Raw genomic sequence first — 21,182 nt, 5'->3', positions numbered from 1 at the left:
CTTATGGACATATCGTACATTTTGGTCTTTTTGGTCTCTTAGTCAGAATGTACGATATATTTATTCACAGGCCGTCCTACCCCGCCATATTGCATATCTAATTTCAGCTCGCCTTCTTTAACGAGAAAGTCTAAATACCGGCGTGCCGTGACGCGGGCAATGCCAAGTGCATTGGCGACTTCTTCTGCAGACTGCGCGCCTTCCTGCAAGCCCATATACGCTTTAATTTCGTTCATCGTATGCACATTCAGCCCTTTAGGAAGCCAAGTATCTTCCTGCTTAACAGCAGGCTTTCGTATGATATCATCGAGCATCTCCTGAGAGAATTCTGCTGCAGTTTGGATTTTTGATTTAAACGCCTTATAGCTTTCAAGTGATTCTTTCATTCGTTCAAATTTGAATGGTTTAATAATATAATCCCGCGCACCATTTTGAAGCATGATGCCGATGGTCTCTTTGTCCTTCGCTGCTGAAATGACAATCACGTCCACTTTCATCTTCTGTTTTCTGATGTCTTGCAGCGTTTTGACGCCATCCTTTTTTGGCATATAGACATCAAGTACCACGAGGTCTGGACGAATTTCTTTGATTAGCTGGATGCCCTGCTCCCCATTTCCAGCGACAGCTGCTACTTGAAAGCCAGGAACACTCATAATGAACTCTTTATTCACTTCTTGCACCATCGGGTCATCTTCAATTAACAGCACCTTAATCTGAGTCATCTGTCTCTCTCCTCTATGGTCATTGGGAATTCGATTGAGAAGGTGGTACCAATGCCGATGCTTGATGTGACCTCTACATTTCCCATCCCTTTGTCGATAATCGTTTTTACAATATACAGGCCATAGCCTGTTCCGCCCTCTTTGCCATGTGTGAAGCCTTTATCGAAAATAGAAGGAATCATTTCTTCTTCGATCCCGGATCCATTGTCTTCAATTAAAATTGCGAGAACATCCTCCGTTTGATCGATACTAATGGAAATGACTTTTGTGTCTCTTTCTACAGTATCATACGAAGCAAAGGCGTTCTCAATGAGATTTCCGAGCAGCTTTGTCATATCATGCTGATCAAGCCGTTCAGGGAAATCACGCAGACAGCTATGTTCATCTACTTCGACCATGATGCCAAGCTCCTTGCCCCTTCTGATTTTGCTCATCAATAACCCTGCGACAGCATCATGCTCTATGACGCGATGAAGAAAGTCCGTCACATGTTCCTGCTCCTCTGTCGTTTGAAAGGCTAGATCGAGCGCCTGATCGGCTTTACCAAGCTGAATCAGCCCGGCAATCGTATGAAGCTTATTCATATGTTCATGGTTTTGCACCCGCAAACCGTCCACAAAGTTCTTAACCCCTGTGAGCTCCTCCGCCAATTTTGCTGCTTCTGTCCGGTCCTGAAAAATGGCGACCGCTCCGATGATCTTCTTTTTCATGACAATCGGAATCCGGCTGCTCATGATCCGCTTTCCGCTCATATGAATTTCTTCATTGTAGACGGGTTCTGCGCGATCAATAATCTCAGGAAGTCTCGTATCAGACAGCACACCCCAAATATTCCGGCCCACGACATCACCTGTTACGCCAAAAATCTGCTTCGCCTTCTCATTAAAAATGGTGATCATGTGCTGATTATCAATGGCGATGACCCCTTCATTAATAGAGTGAAAGGTTGCAGTGCGTTCCTCTAGCATTCTGACAATCTCATGCGGCTCCAGCTTAAACATTTGCTGTTTAATATGACGGGCGAGCAAAAATGAACCCACAAGCCCAAAGCTGAGCGTCAGCAGGAGGATCATGAGGATATCCTGCTTCATTTCTCCTAATATATCTGCCATACTTGGCAGAGTTCTTCCTACAAGCACAACCCCTGTTTGATTAAATTGATCATCCTTGACCGGATAAAAAGCTCTGATGGCTGTTCCAAGCTCTCCCTCTGCTTCTGAGAAATAAATATGCTCTGCAAAAGCCGGCTCTTCATCAGTTCCTTCTGAGCGCTGGCCAATCCTCGTTTTCACTGGATGCGTTAATCTCACATGATCCATATCCATCACGACAATATAGTCAGCATCTTGAATAATCCGAATCTCTTCGATTGCATGCTGTAATTGATCACGATCCTTTGTCTGATCAGCTAACGCCTGCTTCACCTCATTCATCTCAGCCACGGTTCTTGCCGTGTTCATGAGTCTTTTTCGAAGCTCCCGTTCCTCTGTCTGCTGAATTCCCCCAACGAGAACAATGCCTCCGATTAAAAGGGCGAAAATGACAACGAAATATGTGAGGATGGTAAGCTTCCATCTAATAGATAATTGTTGTAATTTCAATCGATTTCTCATCATTTTTTTCACCTGTATCTTTACGGATTCTTCCTCTGTCAAGTATGCTTGACATAAGGGGGATCTGACGCATGAAGAATTTACTCGCTTATACACTATTGCTCATGATCGGTTTTGTAACCGCTTTATACTTTGGTTTTTATCATATGATGCCAAAATCAGCGACAACCTTTGATGATGAACAGACAGGGCTGAAGGACCAGCTTGTGTTCAAATTCAGCCATGTCGTGGCAGACAATACACCTAAAGGACTTGCCGCAAAGAAATTTGCTGAGCTCGTGCACGAAAAATCCGATGGAAAGATCAGCATTCAAATTTTCTCCAATGGAAGCCTTTATTCTGATATTGAAGAAATAAATGCACTCAAAGAGAATCAAGTTCAATTTATTGCTCCGTCTACCTCGAAGCTCGGCATGCTGTCCCCTGAGTGGCTGGCACTTGATCTTCCCTTTGCTTTTTTAAATTACAATGCGGTTCAAGAAGGCCTGCAAGGTGCAATTGGACAAAGGTTGTTTGGCACGCTGCAAAAAGATGGGTTAAAGGGAATGGCTTATTGGACAAATGGCTTTAAGCAAATTACTTCTAATAAAGGGCCAATCAAACAGCCGGCTGATTTAAAAAACCAGTCTCTCCGCATTATGCAAAGCGACATGATTGAAAAACAATTCAAACTCCTTGGCGCAAAGCCCTATCAGGAATCATTTAATTCAACGTTTCAGCTATTAGAAACCAAAAAAGTAGACGGTGAAGAAAATACCATTTCAAATATTTATTCAAAAAAATTCTATCATATACAAGACTATATGACGATCAGCAATCACGGGTATTTAGGCTATGTGGTCTTAACAGATCAATCTTTCTTTGACCGCCAGACACCCGAAACGAAACGAATTTTACTTGAAGCCATGGAAGAAACAACGGCTTGGAATGAAAAGCATGCAGAACAGATGAACAAAGATCAGCTGGAGGACATTAAACGTGAATCGCCGATTGCCATTCATGAATTGACGCCAGCTGAAAGACAAAAATGGATGAAAGCCCTTGATCCTTTGTATGATGAAGCCGAAAAAACGATCGGCTCCACCCTCATCAAACAGATCCGCGAACTGCGTGCACGTTATGAACACTCACCTATTCATGCTTTTCAGGAAGAGGATGAGAGCAAATAAAAAATCCCTTTGATATGGGATTTTTTTATGCGCCGGACTCACTCTGTTCTTGCTGCGTGAGGTCTTCTAATCTTGTTAAAATTCTTCGCTTTCGGTATTGCATCATGCCTGTTTCGGCAATTCCTTTTAATTGTGAGCGGTTTGAAACGGCACCAAACAAAATTCCGGCGATGGGAACAAGCTGAAATAGTTTCTTCCAGCCGAACGAATCCCGGTAATTATAGACGACCTCACGCCACCCTTGGATTTGGGAAATCATGTTTTCATGCTTACCTTCGGATGCATGATAGCTTTTGAGTTCTTTTAGAATCGATTTCTTTCCAACGACATCCGCGGAGTTCAGCTGCAAGCATTTAATGATGAAGACCCGCTCGTCTTTGTTTTTAGGATCATAGCCATAGGTAACGGCAATATCCTGTAATGTTTTCAGGGAGAGGCCCAGGACCGCAGGGATATCAGCGGCTAGCGTAAACATTCCGCCGACACCAGTTGTCGCCCCTTGCACCGTCGCGAGATTCGTTCTGTTTTTCCCCATATGTTCACTAATGGCATCCATCATTTCGATCGGGGCCTTTCCAATATCCTCTATACGCTGAATGGAATCGTCTGCACACTTCTTTTGAAATTGATGAATGATGCCTTTTTCCGACGTCAAATAGGCACCGCCAGATTGAATGTAATGACCCATTTCGTCTAGCAGTACGCCGATTTTTTTCTGAATAAAAGCAGGCGTGAGCTTGTCCAGCATTTGAAATGGAAGGCGGCTGAGCTTCTCCCAAAACCATACCTTTTGCTGGTCTTTCTCCCACTTTTCGATCTCCTTTAATTGTGCTTTTAGCCACTCTCTTTCCTCCATGCCATACGCCTCCTTAGATGCCGCTGAAGTATTTGTCTGTTATTATACACAATCCTTGTCCATCATACGTATAGAACATTGAAGCGGTTCCGAAAGGTTTTAATCTTTTTCAAAACGGTTATTGCTTAATAAACAAACAAAAGAGGAGTGATCAACATGTTAGGATTTCTAATTTCATTAGTTGTGGCGATTGTCATTGGTCTCATTGGGAGTGCACTCGCTGGAGGCAGTGTACCAGGAGGATGGATCGGCTCAATGATTGCCGGGTTTGTAGGCGCTTGGATTGGTCATGGATTACTTGGAACGTGGGGTCCTAGTCTGGCAGGCTTTGCGATCATTCCAGCGATCTTAGGAGCAGCCATCTTTGTCATTATTTTAAGCCTGATCTTCCGCAGCGTGGGATCAAGGGTATCTTAAAAAAACAAATAAAAGAGGAAGCAGTAGGGACACCGTCTAAAGGGCGGTGTTTTTTATGTTGCGCGTTGACAAGGTATCTATTTTTTTCACTTACATATGATAAACAAACCTATTAGTTCAGATAGTTGACTTTTCATGAAGATGGGCATATGATGATTAAAAATTGCATGAAGGAAACTTTTTGTGCCCAAGCAAAACTTTGTAGAATCTAGGTGATGACATATGACAAACAAATACATCGAGGCACAGGCACACATGTCAGCGGCAGCTGAGCGTGCACTTGAAGGTAAGGTCAAAGGATTTAGAAGGCTTCTTCCTTTTCTAGGCCCTGCTTTTATTGCTGCCATTGCATATATTGATCCAGGGAATTTTGCCACCAACATTGCGGCTGGCTCTAAATATGGATATCTTCTCTTATGGGTCATTCTTATATCAAATCTTATGGCGCTGCTCATCCAATCCTTATCCGCAAAGCTTGGAATAGCGACAGGGAAAAACTTACCTGAAATCGCACGTGAAGAGTTTCCGAAACCCGTCTCCATTGGTTTATGGATTCAGGGCGAACTCGTTATTATTGCCACAGATTTAGCTGAGTTTATTGGAGCGGCACTTGGTTTATACTTGCTCTTTCGGATTCCTTTGCTTGAAGCATCTATTATTGCAGCCATCGGATCATTTGCGATTTTAGAATTGCAAAGAAGGGGATATCGAGCATTAGAAGCCGGCATCACCGGCATGCTGTTCGTTGTTGTGATCGCTTTCGCTGTGCAAACCTTTGTCGCCAAGCCTGATATAGGAAGTGTCGCAGGCGGGCTTTTCATTCCAAAATTTGAAGGCACAGATAGTGTACTGCTTGCAGCTGGAATTTTAGGTGCCACTGTGATGCCGCACGCGATCTATTTACATTCAGCATTAACCCAAAGAAGAGTCGTCGGCAGAACGGAAAAGGAGAAAAAACAGATTTTTCGCTTTGAGTTTTTAGATATCCTCATTGCGATGCTAGTCGCTGGAGCCATCAATGCCAGTATGTTGATTGTGGCAGCCGCTCTATTTTATAAAAATGGTCTCTTTGTTGAAGATCTGGATGTTGCGTTCCAGCATTTTAGCACACTCGCAGGTCCTGTATCAGCTATCTTATTTGGTGTAGGCCTGCTTGTAGCAGGACTATCAAGCTCTTCTGTCGGTACATTGTCAGGCGATATCATTATGCAGGGTTTTATTCAATACCGCATTCCACTGTATGTCCGCCGGCTGATTACTATGATTCCCCCTATTGTGATCATTGCATCTGGGGTGAATCCGACATCCGCACTTGTGATGAGTCAGGTGGTCTTATCCTTTGGTATTGCCTTTGCTTTAATTCCGCTCATTTTATTTACAAGTAAAAAACGAATTATGGGCGAATTAACGAATGCCCGCTGGGTAACAGGAATATCTTGGGTGATAGCAGCTCTTGTTGTCGCACTCAATCTCTTTTTAATTGTGGATACGTTTATGTAAAAGACAGTAGTGATGCTGTCTTTTTCTTTTCATATGGTTATGGTAAAATTCCCCTGAGAGGATGTGGGCACATGTTTTTTTATCAAGATCAAGAGATATCCATGCGGCTGCTTGAGCCAAGAGACGCACGAAGTCTATATTTGCTCATTCAGCGGTCAAAAGAGCATTTACGTGAATGGATGCTTTGGGTGGATTCAACGAAAACAGAAGAAGACAGCATGGCGTTCATTCAAGGCGCAATGCAGCAAGCCATGCAGAACAACGGTTTTCAAGCGGGCATCTGGTCACATGGAGAACTTGTCGGGATCATCGGCACCCACCAAATTCATTGGATCGACAGGACTGTTTCAATTGGCTATTGGCTCGGAGAAGGCTATCAAGGAAAAGGCATCATGACAAAAGCGTGCAAAGCAGTCATTCATTATTTATTTGAAGATTGTGGACTGCACCGCATTGAAATCAGGGCTGCTGTCGATAACCTGAAGAGCAGACGCATCGCAGAGCGATTATCCTTTTCGCTTGAAGGCATTTTGAGACAATGTGAATGGCTGGGCGACCGCTTTACGGATCATTGTGTATACGCCCTTTTGCAGCCTGAATATATGAAAGAAAAAACGCATTCTATGAATCAGCCCACGTAATTGTGTCGATTGCATGAATTATTTTACAAAGTGAAGCTTTGTAGTATCGATTGCGATCAGCATCTGATAAAATAGAAGGAAAAATCGAGGTATGAAGTATGTCTCTTATTATTTTATTTTACTTATGGATTGTCCCTTTATTATTTGGCATTTTCTTCTCATTCTTAACAAAGAAAGCCACATACAAACGCCGCTTTGTCCCATCATATAGCATGGCAGGACTCAGCATCGTTTTTCTCATTCTGGCACTTGTCTTTTCAGCCAGCCATTTTCTATTCATTTGCGGTATGTTCCTATTTGCCACCACCCTTGTCGGCACAGGCATCCCTTTATTTTTAGCCTTTACAAAAACACCATCATAAACAAAAACCACCTTTTCGCAATGGAAAGGTGGTTTCTTTTTTATTGATTTGGCATTCTGTAAGTCACAGTGGCATCTTGATTGGCTTCAATTACTTTCACAATGTCTTGAAGGATCTCTGCTGCACGATCGTTTGAGTCATACTTACCGAGCGTCTTGACCCAAGTATCGCTTCCTGCGATCATCCCTTCAATCTTTTTGCCGGCTACTGTGATTTCATGAACATGAACGAAACTTTGCTGGTTTTGTGTGAAAATCCATAGCATGGTTTTAGCTCCTTTTTTGTGGTGATTGGATTAGTTTAACATGTAATTTCCAATTATGAGTGGGTGATTGAGTTTGCAAGTGCATTTTCAGTTTAAAAAACCTTGATATTTCGTAAAAAAATCAAGGTTAACATAGTATCGTAATCTTTTAGTTTTTATGTCATCATTTAGACGTTAAAATTACATAGGTTCTTTTACTGGCAAAGCTCCATTCATTATTCTTTTATTAATTGTTCACTTTCACTCATCAGACATAGCATCGTCGTAATCCTGTAATTCTTCCATTATTTCTTTTAATCGCTCAATACTATTGATCAATTCATCGTAAGAAATTTCTTGATAATTAAATATTCCTTCACCATATTCATCACTATCAAAGATTTTCACATCCGCTCCCAAATTCAGTAAAGCATCAACTAATTCCTTTAAACTTTCCATACTATCAATATCATTTGCATCCGTTTCGGAAAAAAAGTCCTTGTTTTCAATCCCACTTTTTATATCTGTAATTCCTAAACCGGTGTACTTTCTTAAAGGTAATACATATTTATTAATTGGACCTTTTGAGCTTATCTTAATAGCTATCTTACTCATATTTTTCCTCCCTATTAAAATTCCTCTAAATAATCTGGATTAACAGGTCTACCAGGTGCATTTTTGCTATAACTTCCTCCATGCCAACCCTTTAAATGTTCTCTTCCAGTCACAGGATAAATTAATTCTCCTCTATTACTGATATGTGGATAATTCAGAGCATTGTAAGTATGGTGTCCGATAATGGATTTCCCATTATATTGTGGTTTTTTGCTTTTTAAAATCTCTTGTTTTTGTTCATTAGTCCAATTCCTTGTTGTAGATTCTCCATCTAAAATTCTTTTCTTTTCTTGTTTCCAGAATTCAGTAACCCCTGCAGCCCTTCTTTTGGAGAATCTTTTATCCCATTGATATCGTTTATACTCTTCCTTTGTAACAGTACGATTTTCAATCTTTTCCTTTATTTTCTTCTGTTGATTCCGACTTAACGATTTGTAAGGTGTAACTTTTGTAGTTAAATCTAATTCTACTTTCTGTACCCTCTGAGCAATAATTTCTTCACCTACTGCTACTTTTTTATTACTCAAAGTTTTTTCTGTACTCTTAATCCCCATCTTCCCATGAAACCCTTTAGCTCCAAACGGCAAAAGCATACCAAGCGCCGCGTTTATGCTCGCTTCCTGCTGTTCTTTTGAGATCTTGTTTCCAAACATGTCTCGGCCTGTGATCGCTTCGCTGAAGCCGTTGGTGGCGGTGAGTCCATATAAACCTTTTTGCGATGTTTTCAGGGCGTCAAAGGATTTTTGTGATGTCTTGTAGATATCGACTGCCCTGACTGCGGCTGATGTGGCTTGGGTCGTTTTATAGACAGCTTTTCCGCCTTTGAAAATGCGGCCTGCCCAGCCGACGATTGGGATGTAGCCTGCTGCTGCCATGCCTCCTGCCGCGACTCGCTGGCCTGCGGTGAGTTCCTCGCCTGTGATTGGATCAACGCCTGTTGCGGCACGTTTTGCATCGTTTACGCCGGTCAGTTCATTCACGATGTTTCCACCATAATCGAGGGCTTTTTCATACCAAGGGCGGTTGGCGAGGGCTTCTTGTTCCTTTGCGATCTTACGGGCTTCTTCTTGTTCTTTTTTGATTTTCAGATATTCAGAAGTTTGCTTCTCAATATCGCTCTTTGCCTTGTAGATTTCGCTATTTTGATACGCTTTCTTGTCAAAATTCATAGGCGAAATCGCTTTTCCGTCATTTGTCGCATTCATCATTTCAGCGTACAATGCCATTGTAGCTTGCTGCTCCGTCTCTGACAAAGCATATTCATCTTTTAAATTTTGATCAAGCTCTCTTAGTTCTTTGACCGTCTTTTTTCGTTCATCTTCCGCATCTTCTATTTTTTCATCAAAGGTTTGGCTATCAAATACCTCTAGGGAAATGAGGTCATCAATGTCTTGAAAAATCGTTTTGAGTGCCTTTTTTTGATCTTTCACAATGCTTTTGGCATTCTTGATGCCCATATGTACTGCGTTGTCTAAAAAGTGTTCTTCTACAAAGGTATCGCCGCCAAAGCTCGTATCATCCAGTGTCCCAGAAACACCTTCATGAAAGGCTTTTTGCTTATCAATGAAGCTGATAAACATGTCTACATTTCCAGCAAGCTCTTTATAAAAGCTTTTAATGTTATCGGCTCCTTTCCCAGTGAAATCATCACCGAGATTGGCAACACCTTGTAATGCCTTTTTTAAATCTACCATTTGTTCGCGGAGTTCCTGGTAGTGTTTTGCCCTTGTATCCATGGCACTGGTTAGTGCTTTTGCATCAAGTATCTTACCCAGAAGAAGTCACTCCCTCCATTATTGATCATAAAGTCTATTTTACCTTTCTCAGCGAATTGGAAAAATAGGCTTTAAGTTACAAAAATAATTTCCAGATATTTTTAGAGGGAATAAAACAAGTGATAATTGAAATGTTTTTTCCTTTCAGCAAAAAAAGTCAGTCCTCTTTTGAGAGGACCGACTACATTTTGTTTAGAAAAAGCGTTTTAAACTTTTCTTGAGTGGAGGGATATCCAGCTCGCCTTTTTCAAAGAATTTTTTCAGTAAGTACTTACTAAAACCAGCTGCTTGTGTGTACGTAATTTTCCCAGGTAACGGCGGTTCATTGGTGACAGCAACATCAATAATGACGGGTTTATCTGATTGAAGGGCTGTATCAAAGGCTGGAGCTAGTTCTTCATGTGATGACACGGAGATTCCTTTGCCGCCACATGCTTCTGCGAACTTAGCAAAATCAATATCTTCCAGCTCTATACCATAATTGATGTTTCCTTTTACCTGTTGTTCATATTCAATCATTCCAAGGTTGTTGTTGTTTAAGATCACAACAACGATCGGCAGTTTATATTTTACCGCTGTCACAAAGTCTTGCATGACCATTGTGAAGCCACCATCGCCGCAGACAGCAACCGCTTGACGATTCGGTTCATTTAACTTAGCAGAGATCGCTCCAGGCAAACCACAGCCCATTGTGGCAAGCCAGCTGGAGATGATGAAATCCTGCTGTTTCATTTCGAAATGGCGGGCCATCCATACGGTTACATTCCCTACATCTACAGAAAGAATGGCGTCGTCTTCAACTGCTTCTTCTAGTCTAGCAATGACTTGCTGCGGTTTAAGCGGTGATGTGGCAACGGATTTTTCCTTATCCATTTCTTCTCGCCATTTCATCATATGCTCTGTACAAGCTTCAAGGAAACCACGCTGCTCTTTATATTCAATGTAGGAGGTCAGTTCCTGCAAACCACTCTTGCTGTCACTCACGATTCCTACGTCTACTGGATACCTTTTACCGATTTGATCTGGTTTAATATCCAGTTGAATGGCAGGTGTGTCCTCTGGTAAGTAGTCTCTATATGGAAAGGAAGTTCCAAGCATAATTAAGAGATCACACTCTTCCATCGCTTCATAAGCTGGCTTCGTTCCAATTTGACCTAGGTTTCCTAAAAAGTATGGATGCCTGTCTGGCACAACCCCTTTTGCAGGAAGTGTGATGACGATAGGTGCAGCAGCCTTTTCTGCAAATGAAAGAAGCTCTTCTTTTGCATTTCGTAATCCTTTACCTGCTAAGATGACTGGCTTCTTCGCATTGTTAATTAGCTGTGCTGCCTTTAGCAGTTGATCTTTCTTTGGACGTACTTCTCCCTCAACATAAAGAGGAGATGTATAAACTGGCTTACGCTTAATTTTTTGAGAAAATAAGTCATCTGATACGGTGAGAACAGCCACCCCTTTATGGGTATAAGCTGCTTTAATGGCTTGATTCAATAAATCAGGCAGCGCTTCTGCTGTTTGTACCTGCTGATTAAAGACAGCGACGTCGTCAAACATCCGCTCTAATTTGATTTCTTGAAATGTGTCTCTTCCTACTTCATTCGACGCAACCTGCCCTGCAATTGCTAAAACGGGTGCGCCATCTGCTTTTGCATCGTATAGTCCATTTAATAAGTGGACAGCACCCGGTCCAGCGATGGATAAGCAGACACCGAGCTTACCTGTTAGTTTGGCATCAGCCGCCGCTGAGAGTGCCGCCACTTCTTCATGTCTCGTTTGTATAAATTGTATTTGGCTTGATTCATGCCTAAGCTCTTCAATCAATTCGTTTATGCTGTCGCCGGGCATTCCATAAATATGTTTTACGCCCCACTCTTCCAGTAGCGCTGTTACTTCTTTTCCTGCGGTTCTTTGCGGCATGTGAGAAAACTCCTTTTTTCTTACTCCATACCACCGCACCCTTTTGATCAAACGTTTCAACTTGCTGCTACTTTTTAAAATGATATGGAAGGGTGGCGACCACAATATCCCGTTTCCATAATAGACGGAATCTTAATAAAAAGGCAGATTGGTTATGCAAGATCGTATGCCATCTTTTTTTCGGGATAAATTGAGGCACAAGCACCATCACTTTATATTGATGCGCATTTGCTTTAGCCTCAACCGTTTCAAGAAATTTATCAAGCGGATGAATAAGACTTCGATAAGACGAATGCAATATCACAAGCCGCACACCGCTGTTCAGTTTTTCCCAATCCGCTTCAATTTTCTTATCTTTTTCTTTATCAAAAGATACATGAACTGCTATGACTTGCTCTGATAAGGATTTTGCATATTGAACAGATTGCTCGACGACACGTGTTACTCCTGCTATTGGCACGATGACCACATTTCCTTTAATCTCAACAGGCTCTGTTTCATTCATTAAACGCAGTTGTTCTCCGACAGACAGATAATGCTTTTTTATGGAATGAAAGATCAATAGCACAATTGGCATGAAAACAAATACTGGCCATACAAGATGGAACTTGGTCAAAATGAGAATCATGAGAACCGTGAAAGAAATCAGTGCTCCGACTATATTGATAGGCATTTTCGTTTTCCAGCCCTGCGGTTTTTCACGAATCCACTTCACACACATACCGGTCTGTGACAAGGTAAATGGAATAAATACACCGACAGCATATAGCGGAATGAGGTGTTCCGTTTTCCCATCAAACAACCAAATGAGCAGCATGGAAGCTACACCTAAAAAGATAATGCCATTAGAATAACCAAGTCGATCCCCTCTTACTGTAAACATGCGCGGCATATATTTATCCTTTGCTAAGTTGACCGCCAATAAAGGAAAGGCGGAAAAGCCGGTGTTTGCCGCTAATATCAAGATTAAAGCTGTGACAGCCTGAATGACATAATAGAAAAATGTACGTCCAAATGTATCTGATGCAATTTGTGATACAACCGTTTCTTCTGGCTTTGGTGAGATGCCAAAACCAAACGCAAGCAATGTCACACCCACAAATAAAACAGCTAGTAATCCACCCATCATCAATAATGTTCTCGCTGCATTTTGTGCAGCTGGTTTTTTAAAGGATGGAATGGTATTTGAAATGGCTTCTACCCCAGTCAGTGCTGAACAGCCAGACGAAAATGCTTTTAATAAAAGAAATAATGTAATGCCAGGTACATGTGTGCCGATCGCTGTATGCTCAGGTGCTGGAGGCACACCTCCTGTTAATAATTTAAAGCCGCCGACTCCAATTAATATAAGGAGTGATATGACAAACAAGTATACGGGATAAGCCAAAATAGATGCTGATTCTGTCAATCCACGAAGGTTGAGCACCATAATCAAAATGACCAATACAATTGAAATCAACACATGATATGGGTATAGTGCCGGAAAAGCCGATGTGATGGCATCGGTACCCGCTGATATGCTCACTGCTACAGTCAGAATATAATCTACAAGCAATGATCCGCCAGCGACCAGTCCTGGCTTTTCACCTAAGTTTCTGCTAGAGACGACATAAGCCCCTCCGCCTTCTGGATAAGCATAAATAATTTGGCGGTAAGATAAAATTAACGCCATTAAAAGAATTAATACACAACCTGCAATCGGGAGTGAGTACCAAAATGCTGCTGCACTAACAACGGAAAGAACAATTAAGATTTGTTCTGTACCATATGCAACGGATGACAATGCGTCTGATGACAATAATGCCAATGCTTTGATTTTTGATAGTTTTTGTTCTCCTGCTGCCTGTGATTTTAATGGTTTCCCAATTAAAATACGCTTCATCAAACTGTACATGTGATGCCCGCTCCTTTAGTGTCAAACGATTTAAGTTACAAAAGATGGATCGCCAAAAAGACACAGAGGCAATAGAATGCCCCTGCGTCTATTGTTTAGATCACAGGTTGGTCTTTGCTCTCTTTAACGCTTACGAGGTTAGCTGACGGATTCGGGCGCATGAGACTTTGCCCTACCTAAAAAGGATTCACCCCACGTGGTGTCCTGCACCACTAATGGTTCCCCCGCTCATTGAAATGATTCAGCGATTGGTCTTTTATAAAAGAGATCATACTCCCGTTTGACACCAAAGTAAAGACATTTTTTCAAGGTCTTTTGATCGTTTATCAATCAGTCTTTTTGCGGTTTTTTCGCACGAAATAAATAATCAGCCCGACCACAAAAATAATCAGCGCAGCGATACATGCAAAGTAAATCCAAGAATCATCGATGCCTTGCTTTTCATCTTTTTGGAGATCATTTGTTGTGCTGCTGACCGTTTGATGATTAGAGAACATGTCTTTGTTTTTGCTCTCGATTGCGACTGTTGCCGTTTCCGTATTTGTTTGCAGGAAATGAAGCACTTCATGTGAAAGTTCAGCGTCAGCTGCATTCATTCCTGAAAAGACGGTCATTGTCTGTTCTTTATTCCATACAGATGGCTGCGTCCATACGATACGAGCAGTCGTTTCGTTGATCATGCCAAAGGAGGATACATCATACTGATCCTTTTTCACTGGAACGATGAGATCGTCTGCCTTTTCTTTTAAAAGAGAGAACGTTTGAATGCCCCCGATGAAAATGAGAGAGTGATCTTTCAATTGATCATTTGTCACATTTGAAGCTTTGATCAAATGATATTGGGCAGCTTCCGGCTGACTAAATGATTCTGTCAGCATCGCCATTTGATTGATCGTTTCTTGCTTGATTTGATCTGGAATGACGATCAATATTTTTCCTTGCTGCGTTTTTGATGTGAAAGGAAGCGGCCATGCGGCTAAATCCGGTGTATCACTAGTCGTACCTTCTGGTATTTGAAGAGAGCTGTTCTTATCAATGTAAATCCAGCCTTCTTCATCCGTATGTCTGCAGGATTCCATGTTTTTAAAGCCTGTAGTAACAAATTGCAAATCAATATATTCGTTCTTTTGGAGTACTTGTGAATCTACTGGAATTGACACATGATAGAATCCATTCTCATCTTTGTTTCCTAGTTTTGTTAATGGTACATCGTGCGGTTCGTTATTGATCATGACTGTTAAGCGTTCCGCTTTGTTCGCTATATCAGATTTTTTAAATGATAGATTTAGCTTTGCACCTGATTTTTGATTAGCGATCAATGCCTTCGGATAATAGTAATGTTCAGACGACGTTTTCTTGGTTCCAACTGTGACATCCTCTCCACCGAAATCTTTTAAACGAATTTGATGAGATGGTTTTGATGCTTTAGCCGTAACCTTTTGAAGCAGTAAATCGCTACCAGTGAGCTGACCAGTCAGTTCTGGTTGAGTTAGGACATTGATTTTTTCAGCAATTGTTTTTGGCTGCTTAGCAGTGACAAATAAAATAGGCTGTTCTTTTTTCTTTCCTGTCAAGGTTCTCACCGCTAATGTGAGCTGATTGCTTGCTGTTTTCATTTTCGCAGCTTGCTCGATCGATTTCACTCGTCCATCCCAGTTTCCTTTTGCTCCCACAGCAATGGTTGGATGCGCAATTTGCTTGATGTCCTTTTCTTGGACAATTTTGAGGTCTGCTTGGCGGTCTTTGTTTTTCAACGTACGGTATACTTTCATAGCCGCTTCTAATTCAGCTGCTTCCGGTGAATTTGGAATCACGATATCTGTTTGTTCTTTCTGATCACCTGTTTGAATGAAAGGTGAAGGGAAGCTGTCTAACGTCACGTCTTTCGTTTGAGTTCCTTTGAAAGCCAGCTCACTTTCAGGATATACTTTCAGCCAGTTGGCAGGTGTCTCTTGGTTGATACACACACCTTCTTTTAACACGCCATAAAATGCGAGCTGAATTTGATGAGAACCTTTTTTCAATTGCGATTTGTTCAGTTTGATTTGAATCGACTTCTTTTGTTTTTTCCCTGTTAGAGGAATGGTCTTTTCAATCTCTCCATCGATCATGACTGTGAACGAAGATGGCGAAATGAGTAATGGTGAAGCCTCTATATTCAATGTAAGGGTGCTAGACTCTACTTTTTCTTTTTCTATTTGATAAGAAAATTCAGTGCGGTCTTCTTGTCCATACAAGGTCACTACATCTTCTGATAAGTGCTGCGTTTCTGTCTGGCTTCCTTTAGATGAGCGAATCCAGTCATCTTTCACTTGTACTCGATTTGATTGCGCCATTGCTAGACCTGCCATGAAAAAAGGCTGAATGGCAAGGGATATCACCAATATAAAAATCATCCATTTTACCGATTTCAATTTGTCACCCGCTTTTCTTTTGTTGTTGATCGTAACGCTCAGTTTTGTACCATTTTACTTCTTGTTTGAATAATCGGCTCTTTGCCTCTACACATAAGGAGTACACGACTAGCGCAATCCATACTTGAGAATATGTGAAGTACATGAGCGCCACAATGAGTATATTTTGTTTGGTGAGCTCTGTTTTCTCAATACTTAGTGTAATCATCACTTCTGTTAGAAAGAGGAAGAAGGCCAATCCCCACAGGATCAGTGCAACAGCTCCTACAGATAAGTGAAGGTCAACAAATAGGTTCACGATAAAGATCCCATTTGAGAGCAGGACACCGAAGAAAAATAAGAAATACGTAAAGAAGAAATAAAACAAATCAAAAATCATTCGTTTTCGTTTCAGCTTCATAAACTGTTTTAAAAATTTGAGTACAACATATTGATTGCCTCGTGCCCAGCGCGTTCTTTGCCGCCACCAGACCTTCCACGTCTCAGGCTCTTGTTCCCATGTAATCGCAGCCGGGAAAAATCGAATGACATAGCCAAGGTTATAGACACGAATCGTTAATTCGGTGTCCTCAGCCAGCGCATGAACATCCCAGCCGCCAAGTTCTTCTAAAATGTGCCGGCGGATGGCGAAGTTGGTGCCTGGTATTGTCGCAATACCAAACCACTTCCATCTTCCGCCCTGCGCCATCCATTGGAAGCAGATGGTCTCAATATTAATAAATTTGGTCAGGAGATTTTTGGCTGCATTGATAACCCTGAATTTCCCGACAACAGCGCCTGCCTTCGGATCATTCAATAAACCAAGAACCAAATGATAGACGGCCTTTTGTTCAGGCATGTTATCTGCATCGTATACGCAGATGACTTCTCCTGTTGAAGCCTTTAAGCCTTCATTCAGTGCAGTGGATTTTCCCTTTCCTGCAAATGGCGGCTTCGTTTCAATCATATGGACATGATCATATTGCTCACTGAATGACTGCACGATGTCCCCTGTGCCATCAGAGGAATTGTCATTAATCACAATGATTTCAAGAAGATGTTTAGGATAGGATAGCTGGACCATTGCTTTTAGCGTTTGCCGGATGACAACTTCTTCATTATGAGCAGGAATTAGAATGCTGACAGTTGGCAGCTCTTTCCCTTGTTTCGTCCATTCAGGCAGCACTTTTTCGTAGGTCAGGTAGTGCTGAAAGCCGCCCTGCATGAGAAACATGTGGTATAGGAGCATGATCCAAATCAATATTAATGAAAGATAAAATAAGACATCAGCCACCTAATTTTCTCTCCTTAAAAATTCGTTTTTTCATTGTCAGCCTTAAATACAATGTGTAAAAAGCAAATGCCGCAATAAACAGCATCACCACGACGGTGAGAATTCGCAGCATATTTTCCATGCCGCTTCGTTTAACTGTTTTGGTTTCTGCTCTATTGGATTGTTCTACTTGAATATGTCCATTTCCTGATGTTTTGATTTGTACATGTGGTGTTTGGACTGTTTGTTTTGTTTTCTTTAAATCCAGCCATTCACTAGAAGGAATTGCATCCATCAGCGTCATCAGATTCTGCAATCCAGTTATTCCGGATTCCACATCATAGGACAGCCCGATTGCGGGTGATTGAAGATGCTGGATGGATTGAATCTTTTGCTCTGTTAAAATATTTGAACCTTCTTGGTCAGACGCTGGCTCTACTGATTGCTGAGGATATAAGGTCATGCCATGAAGCATAGCGGGCTTCGTCACGAGCGGCGGAGCACCGGCTGTTTTCCACGTATGGTCCGACAGCTGTACCTGTCCAAACAGACTGGACACATGCCTTGATATCACTTCATAGCCTTGTTGAGATATGGCATCATGCGGCACCTCGAATGCCAGTGGATAGAGACCTTGCTGCGCAAGAAGCTCAATGCCTTTTGTCAGTTTTTCTTCTGTGTAGATGATTTCTTGCTGCTTAATCGAATTCGTATAAGCATGGAAGTCTTTTTCATTCGAGAAATGGCTTGCACTTTGCTTCTTCTCGGCTTTTTTTGGATCATTTGACGTAATGGACTGATCATTCTTTGCATCCCAAAACTCAAAGTCCTGACCAGAATCCTCCGTTCGATACGTTCGGCTCAATCCATGAAGAATGATGCTGGCTCCATCGCTTTGCAATTGTTTTAACACTTTTACGAGCTTCGGGCGGTCACTCAGTGTCACTTCATCACCTGTTGTTCGATCCACCCAAACAGGGGTTACAGCTATTAGAAACGGAACATGCCGAGTCGATACGTATTGTCCAAGCTCAAGCAGCTTCTTCTCGTCAGTGACCGGACTGATGTTCCCAAGCTTTAAGTACTTTGTGGTCAGCTGATCAGAAGAAGACAGGTGTTTTTCTAGCACTTCTGCAAGAAGCTCGATGTGCTGCACTACATCTAAGATTCCGATATAAGCCGCACCTTCTTTCGTTTGAACCACAAATGGAAGATCAGCTTCATGCTTCTTCAAGAGAAATTCACTTTGCAAGTCTGCCCCTTGAACCGTTAACGCACTGATCCTTTTCTCTAGCTGACGGTAAGCTTGATCACCTGTATATTTGATTTGACTCGTGTGATCTTGTTTCTGAAAAGTAAGCGCGGAAAATGGGCGAAGCTGGTCCGCATTGTATCCAATGGCTATTACCTTCTGTGATACGTTCATCGCACGAATTGTTTTTTTCGGTAAAGTTTTCTTCATTTCACCTAGATAAATGACTTGCTGAAATTCACTGATTCTCTTTTCAGCCAAACGTTCATCAGATACAATCGTCGTCTGTTTGGAAAAATGTCCGGAAAGTAGATCCAGCATATACACAGCTGGAGTCGCTTCCCCCGATTCTGTCGAATAAACGATGAGGGTATTTGGCTTAGCAAGCGCGTCGGCTGAAGCCATGTATTGAAACGAAAGAATCAAAAAAAGAGCGATCATCAAACAGCATTTCATTAAAGAATTAAAGTTCATTCATCATCATCTCTTTTTCTAGTTCTTCTAAAAATTGCTCTGGCGTACGATAATCCGAACTGCTTGTTAAATGACAGACATGAAATGTCAAGGTGACTTCACGTCCGTTTAACAGCACATGCTTTTGCAATTTATCCTTTAGCTTCTCAAGGACGACAGAGACATTCTCTTCTGGTGTGTGAGTAAGCAGCAGGCCTATTCGTTCTTCAGATAATCGAAATTTCTTATCGGTTTCTCTGACACTTTCGCGGATCTTGATACTTAATTGCTGAAATAGGTGTTTCATTTCTTTTTCTCCATATAACGATTTGAATTCCGCTGCATAATGGATATGAAGAAGAATAAAAACGAATGGCTGTTTGTAGCGTTCTGCCCGTTTCATTTCCTCGGACAATTCCAGTTTCATCCGCTCTGCATTGTCAAACCCTGTTGTCGAGTCTATCGCCACAAATTGTTTCATAGCCTGCTTTTGTTGTTCAATGGTGTGACGCATCGTCTTGATCCGCTCATGCAAGCTTCCTGCTGAAATCGCAAAAAAGAGGAGGGCTACAGCCCAAATCACCACATCTTGCAATGTTTGATTGGAAAAGAAAGAGTTTGTCTGACCAAGCTCTGTAAAGAACATAGTGCTTCCTATAAAGAACAACATCAGCAAAGTAAAAATTAATGCTGGTAAGATGCCAAATAAAATCCCGCATCCTAACACGACAAAAGTCAGTGTGATCATCATAAAGCTCTCCGCATCCTGTACGCTTAGGTAGCCCATAAACAAAATAAGAACTGCAAACGTGAGGAGCAGAGAATAATACAAACGATACGTATTACTGAATAACCGATTCATTAAAAAGCTCCCTTTCTGCAATTAGAGGCAACAAGTTATCGAATGAGTGTGTGTCTTTTTCATTCATATACCCTCCATAATAATCCTTGAGAGGATCTTGAATTTGTAATTCTTTCATGCGGTCATACACATCTTTTGCGAATTCCGGTTCGTTTCGTTTAAGAGCATACAAGATGACCAGTGCATATACAGAAGGCGATTCATACGTCACTGCTGGCTGCAATGTACTCAGTTTATATCTACCGTACAATTTTCCTTCTTTTGCAAAAGTTGTTTTAAGCCATTTCATGATAGCGGACGTATTCACCTTTGCACGATCGGCATGTAGTGCCGTATAGAGTTGATCAATCATATTGATTTCTCGATCAAATGAATAGGCTTTTTTCTTTATGTCATAGGATTTAGGAAAGAATCCTTTTTTTCTCGGTGCTTGTTTTAGAATGGACAATTGGTTACTCGTCATTTGTTTCGTGAATATTTTGAGGGATTCCAATTCTTTGATTGCTTTTGGGTCTATATATGAGAGTGTGATTGTGTGTGAAGTTCGATTTGTTGATGCATCATAATAATCGGACAAGATGCCTCTATACATATTTTTGTCTTTTAACGCTTGTGCGATTTCTTTTGCTGTGGTTTGATATGCTGAATTCTTCCATAAACGACCTGCTTTTTGTAGTGCCGCCACTACCCGTAAATCATCAACTAAGGCATTGGCCTTACTTTTTTGATCAGATTCGATTTGCCAGCTGAGAAGATGATCGTCTAGTAAAAATTGATCTTGCAGGACACCAAATTGTTGGTCAAAAGAGTTCTGATCTTTTTTTCGAACAAGATAATCCATCCAAAGTCCAAGTGATTCAGATAAGTAGATGTGCTTCTCTGCAAATGAGGTGCGAATCATGCCTTCATCTGTCATTAAATCGTGAGTGATAAAATATTCTCCAGGCAATACAGGCTGTGGTGATACTGGATTAGCTGATTCCTTCTGCTGTTTCCAGGTACATCCGCCTAGTAGAATGACAATGAGTAAAACAATAGCCATGCGATGTATGGGTGTATCCATTCGTGTCCCCTTTCAACTCCCGTGCTCTTTGCATCCAACGATTTATTATAGAGTGTTTCTGTTTAAATTTAAATAAATATTTTATACCAAATTACGAGTCTTTTCGCATAGATATTCCCATTTTCAGAAAAACAGTATGCCGATATGCTTGATTGCATTGGAAA

The 21,182-nt window shown here is 41.4% G+C and carries 18 protein-coding genes and 1 riboswitch; of the genes, 5 read left to right on the top strand and 13 right to left on the bottom strand.

The window, feature by feature from the left end; all coding sequences use genetic code 11:
• Positions 1 to 38: 38 nt before the first annotated feature.
• Together NSU11_RS02540 and NSU11_RS02535 are read right to left on the bottom strand one after the other, a co-directional pair.
• Positions 39 to 722 (bottom strand): response regulator, encoded by a 684-nt coding sequence (locus NSU11_RS02540; RefSeq protein ID WP_024425373.1) that lies wholly within the window; start codon positions 720 to 722, stop codon positions 39 to 41.
• On the bottom strand, positions 719 to 2,323 hold the full coding sequence (locus NSU11_RS02535; RefSeq protein WP_024425372.1) for a sensor histidine kinase: 1,605 nt from the start codon (positions 2,321 to 2,323) through the stop codon (positions 719 to 721). Before NSU11_RS02535 ends, NSU11_RS02540 begins: the two co-directional genes overlap by 4 nt.
• Before the next feature lie 83 nt (positions 2,324 to 2,406).
• On the opposite strand from NSU11_RS02535, the gene NSU11_RS02530 reads away from it, so the two are divergent.
• Positions 2,407 to 3,504 carry a DctP family TRAP transporter solute-binding subunit gene (locus NSU11_RS02530; protein ID WP_024425371.1) on the top strand — a complete coding sequence of 366 codons (1,098 nt, stop codon included), beginning with the start codon at positions 2,407 to 2,409 and terminating at the stop codon, positions 3,502 to 3,504.
• A 25-nt stretch (positions 3,505 to 3,529) separates the two neighbouring features.
• Here NSU11_RS02530 and NSU11_RS02525 read toward each other — a convergent pair whose 3' ends face one another.
• The gene (locus NSU11_RS02525; RefSeq protein WP_024425370.1) at positions 3,530 to 4,360 is read right to left on the bottom strand and encodes an EcsC family protein; all 831 of its coding nucleotides are present in this window, start codon (positions 4,358 to 4,360) and stop codon (positions 3,530 to 3,532) included.
• Between the two features lie 156 nt (positions 4,361 to 4,516).
• Between NSU11_RS02525 and NSU11_RS02520 the strand changes: the two genes are divergently transcribed.
• The 4 genes from NSU11_RS02520 to NSU11_RS02505 all read left to right on the top strand — a co-directional run bounded on the left by NSU11_RS02520 (position 4,517) and on the right by NSU11_RS02505 (position 7,280).
• Positions 4,517 to 4,777 (top strand): GlsB/YeaQ/YmgE family stress response membrane protein, encoded by a 261-nt coding sequence (locus NSU11_RS02520; protein ID WP_024427360.1) that lies wholly within the window; start codon positions 4,517 to 4,519, stop codon positions 4,775 to 4,777.
• Between the two features lie 222 nt (positions 4,778 to 4,999).
• A complete protein-coding gene (locus tag NSU11_RS02515) occupies positions 5,000 to 6,277 on the top strand; it encodes an Nramp family divalent metal transporter (protein ID WP_073203919.1) in 1,278 nt (425 codons plus the stop codon).
• A 71-nt stretch (positions 6,278 to 6,348) separates the two neighbouring features.
• Positions 6,349 to 6,918: a GNAT family protein gene (locus NSU11_RS02510; RefSeq protein WP_125587441.1), complete on the top strand. Its 570-nt coding sequence runs from the start codon at positions 6,349 to 6,351 to the stop codon at positions 6,916 to 6,918.
• Positions 6,919 to 7,016: 98 nt separating this feature from the next.
• Complete coding sequence (locus NSU11_RS02505; RefSeq protein WP_008346966.1) at positions 7,017 to 7,280, top strand: hypothetical protein; 264 nt, start codon at positions 7,017 to 7,019, stop codon at positions 7,278 to 7,280.
• A 40-nt stretch (positions 7,281 to 7,320) separates the two neighbouring features.
• On the opposite strand, the gene NSU11_RS02500 is transcribed toward NSU11_RS02505, so the two are convergent.
• The 10 genes from NSU11_RS02500 to NSU11_RS02455 form a co-directional block, all read right to left on the bottom strand.
• Complete coding sequence (locus NSU11_RS02500) at positions 7,321 to 7,545, bottom strand: hypothetical protein (protein WP_024425367.1); 225 nt, start codon at positions 7,543 to 7,545, stop codon at positions 7,321 to 7,323.
• Positions 7,546 to 7,785: 240 nt separating this feature from the next.
• The gene (locus tag NSU11_RS02495) at positions 7,786 to 8,139 is read right to left on the bottom strand and encodes a hypothetical protein (RefSeq protein WP_025093596.1); all 354 of its coding nucleotides are present in this window, start codon (positions 8,137 to 8,139) and stop codon (positions 7,786 to 7,788) included.
• Positions 8,140 to 8,153: 14 nt separating this feature from the next.
• The gene (locus tag NSU11_RS02490) at positions 8,154 to 9,914 is read right to left on the bottom strand and encodes a T7SS effector LXG polymorphic toxin (RefSeq protein WP_342493899.1); all 1,761 of its coding nucleotides are present in this window, start codon (positions 9,912 to 9,914) and stop codon (positions 8,154 to 8,156) included.
• A 192-nt stretch (positions 9,915 to 10,106) separates the two neighbouring features.
• Positions 10,107 to 11,828, bottom strand: coding sequence for a pyruvate oxidase (locus NSU11_RS02485; protein WP_044335042.1), 1,722 nt, complete (start codon positions 11,826 to 11,828; stop codon positions 10,107 to 10,109).
• Between the two features lie 67 nt (positions 11,829 to 11,895).
• On the bottom strand, positions 11,896 to 13,722 hold the full coding sequence (locus NSU11_RS02480) for an APC family permease (RefSeq protein ID WP_025093601.1): 1,827 nt from the start codon (positions 13,720 to 13,722) through the stop codon (positions 11,896 to 11,898).
• 112 nt (positions 13,723 to 13,834) lie between these two features.
• Positions 13,835 to 13,979: riboswitch (cyclic di-AMP (ydaO/yuaA leader) on the bottom strand.
• Positions 13,980 to 14,048: 69 nt separating this feature from the next.
• Complete coding sequence (locus NSU11_RS02475; protein WP_341080560.1) at positions 14,049 to 16,136, bottom strand: cellulose biosynthesis cyclic di-GMP-binding regulatory protein BcsB; 2,088 nt, start codon at positions 16,134 to 16,136, stop codon at positions 14,049 to 14,051.
• Between the two features lie 4 nt (positions 16,137 to 16,140).
• Positions 16,141 to 17,409, bottom strand: a complete 1,269-nt coding sequence (locus tag NSU11_RS02470) for a glycosyltransferase (protein WP_024427352.1) — start codon at positions 17,407 to 17,409, stop codon at positions 16,141 to 16,143.
• A complete protein-coding gene (locus NSU11_RS02465; protein ID WP_342493783.1) occupies positions 17,402 to 19,114 on the bottom strand; it encodes a DUF2334 domain-containing protein in 1,713 nt (570 codons plus the stop codon). The genes NSU11_RS02470 and NSU11_RS02465 overlap by 8 nt, the downstream gene beginning before the upstream one ends.
• Positions 19,104 to 19,955: a GGDEF domain-containing protein gene (locus tag NSU11_RS02460; RefSeq protein ID WP_342493782.1), complete on the bottom strand. Its 852-nt coding sequence runs from the start codon at positions 19,953 to 19,955 to the stop codon at positions 19,104 to 19,106. Before NSU11_RS02460 ends, NSU11_RS02465 begins: the two co-directional genes overlap by 11 nt.
• The gene (locus tag NSU11_RS02455) at positions 19,936 to 21,018 is read right to left on the bottom strand and encodes a glycosyl hydrolase family 8 (protein WP_342493781.1); all 1,083 of its coding nucleotides are present in this window, start codon (positions 21,016 to 21,018) and stop codon (positions 19,936 to 19,938) included. The genes NSU11_RS02460 and NSU11_RS02455 overlap by 20 nt, the downstream gene beginning before the upstream one ends.
• Between the last annotated feature and the right edge of the window lie 164 nt (positions 21,019 to 21,182).

It is taken from the genome of Bacillus sp. FSL R5-0712, assembly GCF_038593285.1.
In the GTDB taxonomy this organism is placed as follows: domain Bacteria; phylum Bacillota; class Bacilli; order Bacillales; family Bacillaceae; genus Bacillus; species Bacillus safensis.
The sequence above is the reverse complement of the archived record's forward strand: the minus strand, read 5'-3'. Positions and strand labels throughout refer to the sequence as shown.

Bases quoted from the DNA above. Each gene is read 5' to 3' on its own strand.
- NSU11_RS02540 (WP_024425373.1), bottom strand. From the start codon at position 722: ATGACTCAGATTAAGGTGCTGTTAATTGAAGATGACCCGATGGTGCAA.
- NSU11_RS02530 (WP_024425371.1), top strand. From the start codon at position 2,407: ATGAAGAATTTACTCGCTTATACACTATTGCTCATGATCGGTTTTGTA.
- NSU11_RS02525 (WP_024425370.1), bottom strand. From the start codon at position 4,360: ATGGAGGAAAGAGAGTGGCTAAAAGCACAATTAAAGGAGATCGAAAAG.
- NSU11_RS02520 (WP_024427360.1), top strand. From the start codon at position 4,517: ATGTTAGGATTTCTAATTTCATTAGTTGTGGCGATTGTCATTGGTCTC.
- NSU11_RS02515 (WP_073203919.1), top strand. From the start codon at position 5,000: ATGACAAACAAATACATCGAGGCACAGGCACACATGTCAGCGGCAGCT.
- NSU11_RS02510 (WP_125587441.1), top strand. From the start codon at position 6,349: ATGTTTTTTTATCAAGATCAAGAGATATCCATGCGGCTGCTTGAGCCA.
- NSU11_RS02505 (WP_008346966.1), top strand. From the start codon at position 7,017: ATGTCTCTTATTATTTTATTTTACTTATGGATTGTCCCTTTATTATTT.
- NSU11_RS02500 (WP_024425367.1), bottom strand. From the start codon at position 7,545: ATGCTATGGATTTTCACACAAAACCAGCAAAGTTTCGTTCATGTTCAT.
- NSU11_RS02495 (WP_025093596.1), bottom strand. From the start codon at position 8,139: ATGAGTAAGATAGCTATTAAGATAAGCTCAAAAGGTCCAATTAATAAA.
- NSU11_RS02485 (WP_044335042.1), bottom strand. From the start codon at position 11,828: ATGCCGCAAAGAACCGCAGGAAAAGAAGTAACAGCGCTACTGGAAGAG.
- NSU11_RS02480 (WP_025093601.1), bottom strand. From the start codon at position 13,722: ATGTACAGTTTGATGAAGCGTATTTTAATTGGGAAACCATTAAAATCA.
- NSU11_RS02465 (WP_342493783.1), bottom strand. From the start codon at position 19,114: ATGAACTTTAATTCTTTAATGAAATGCTGTTTGATGATCGCTCTTTTT.
- NSU11_RS02460 (WP_342493782.1), bottom strand. From the start codon at position 19,955: ATGAATCGGTTATTCAGTAATACGTATCGTTTGTATTATTCTCTGCTC.
- NSU11_RS02455 (WP_342493781.1), bottom strand. From the start codon at position 21,018: ATGGATACACCCATACATCGCATGGCTATTGTTTTACTCATTGTCATT.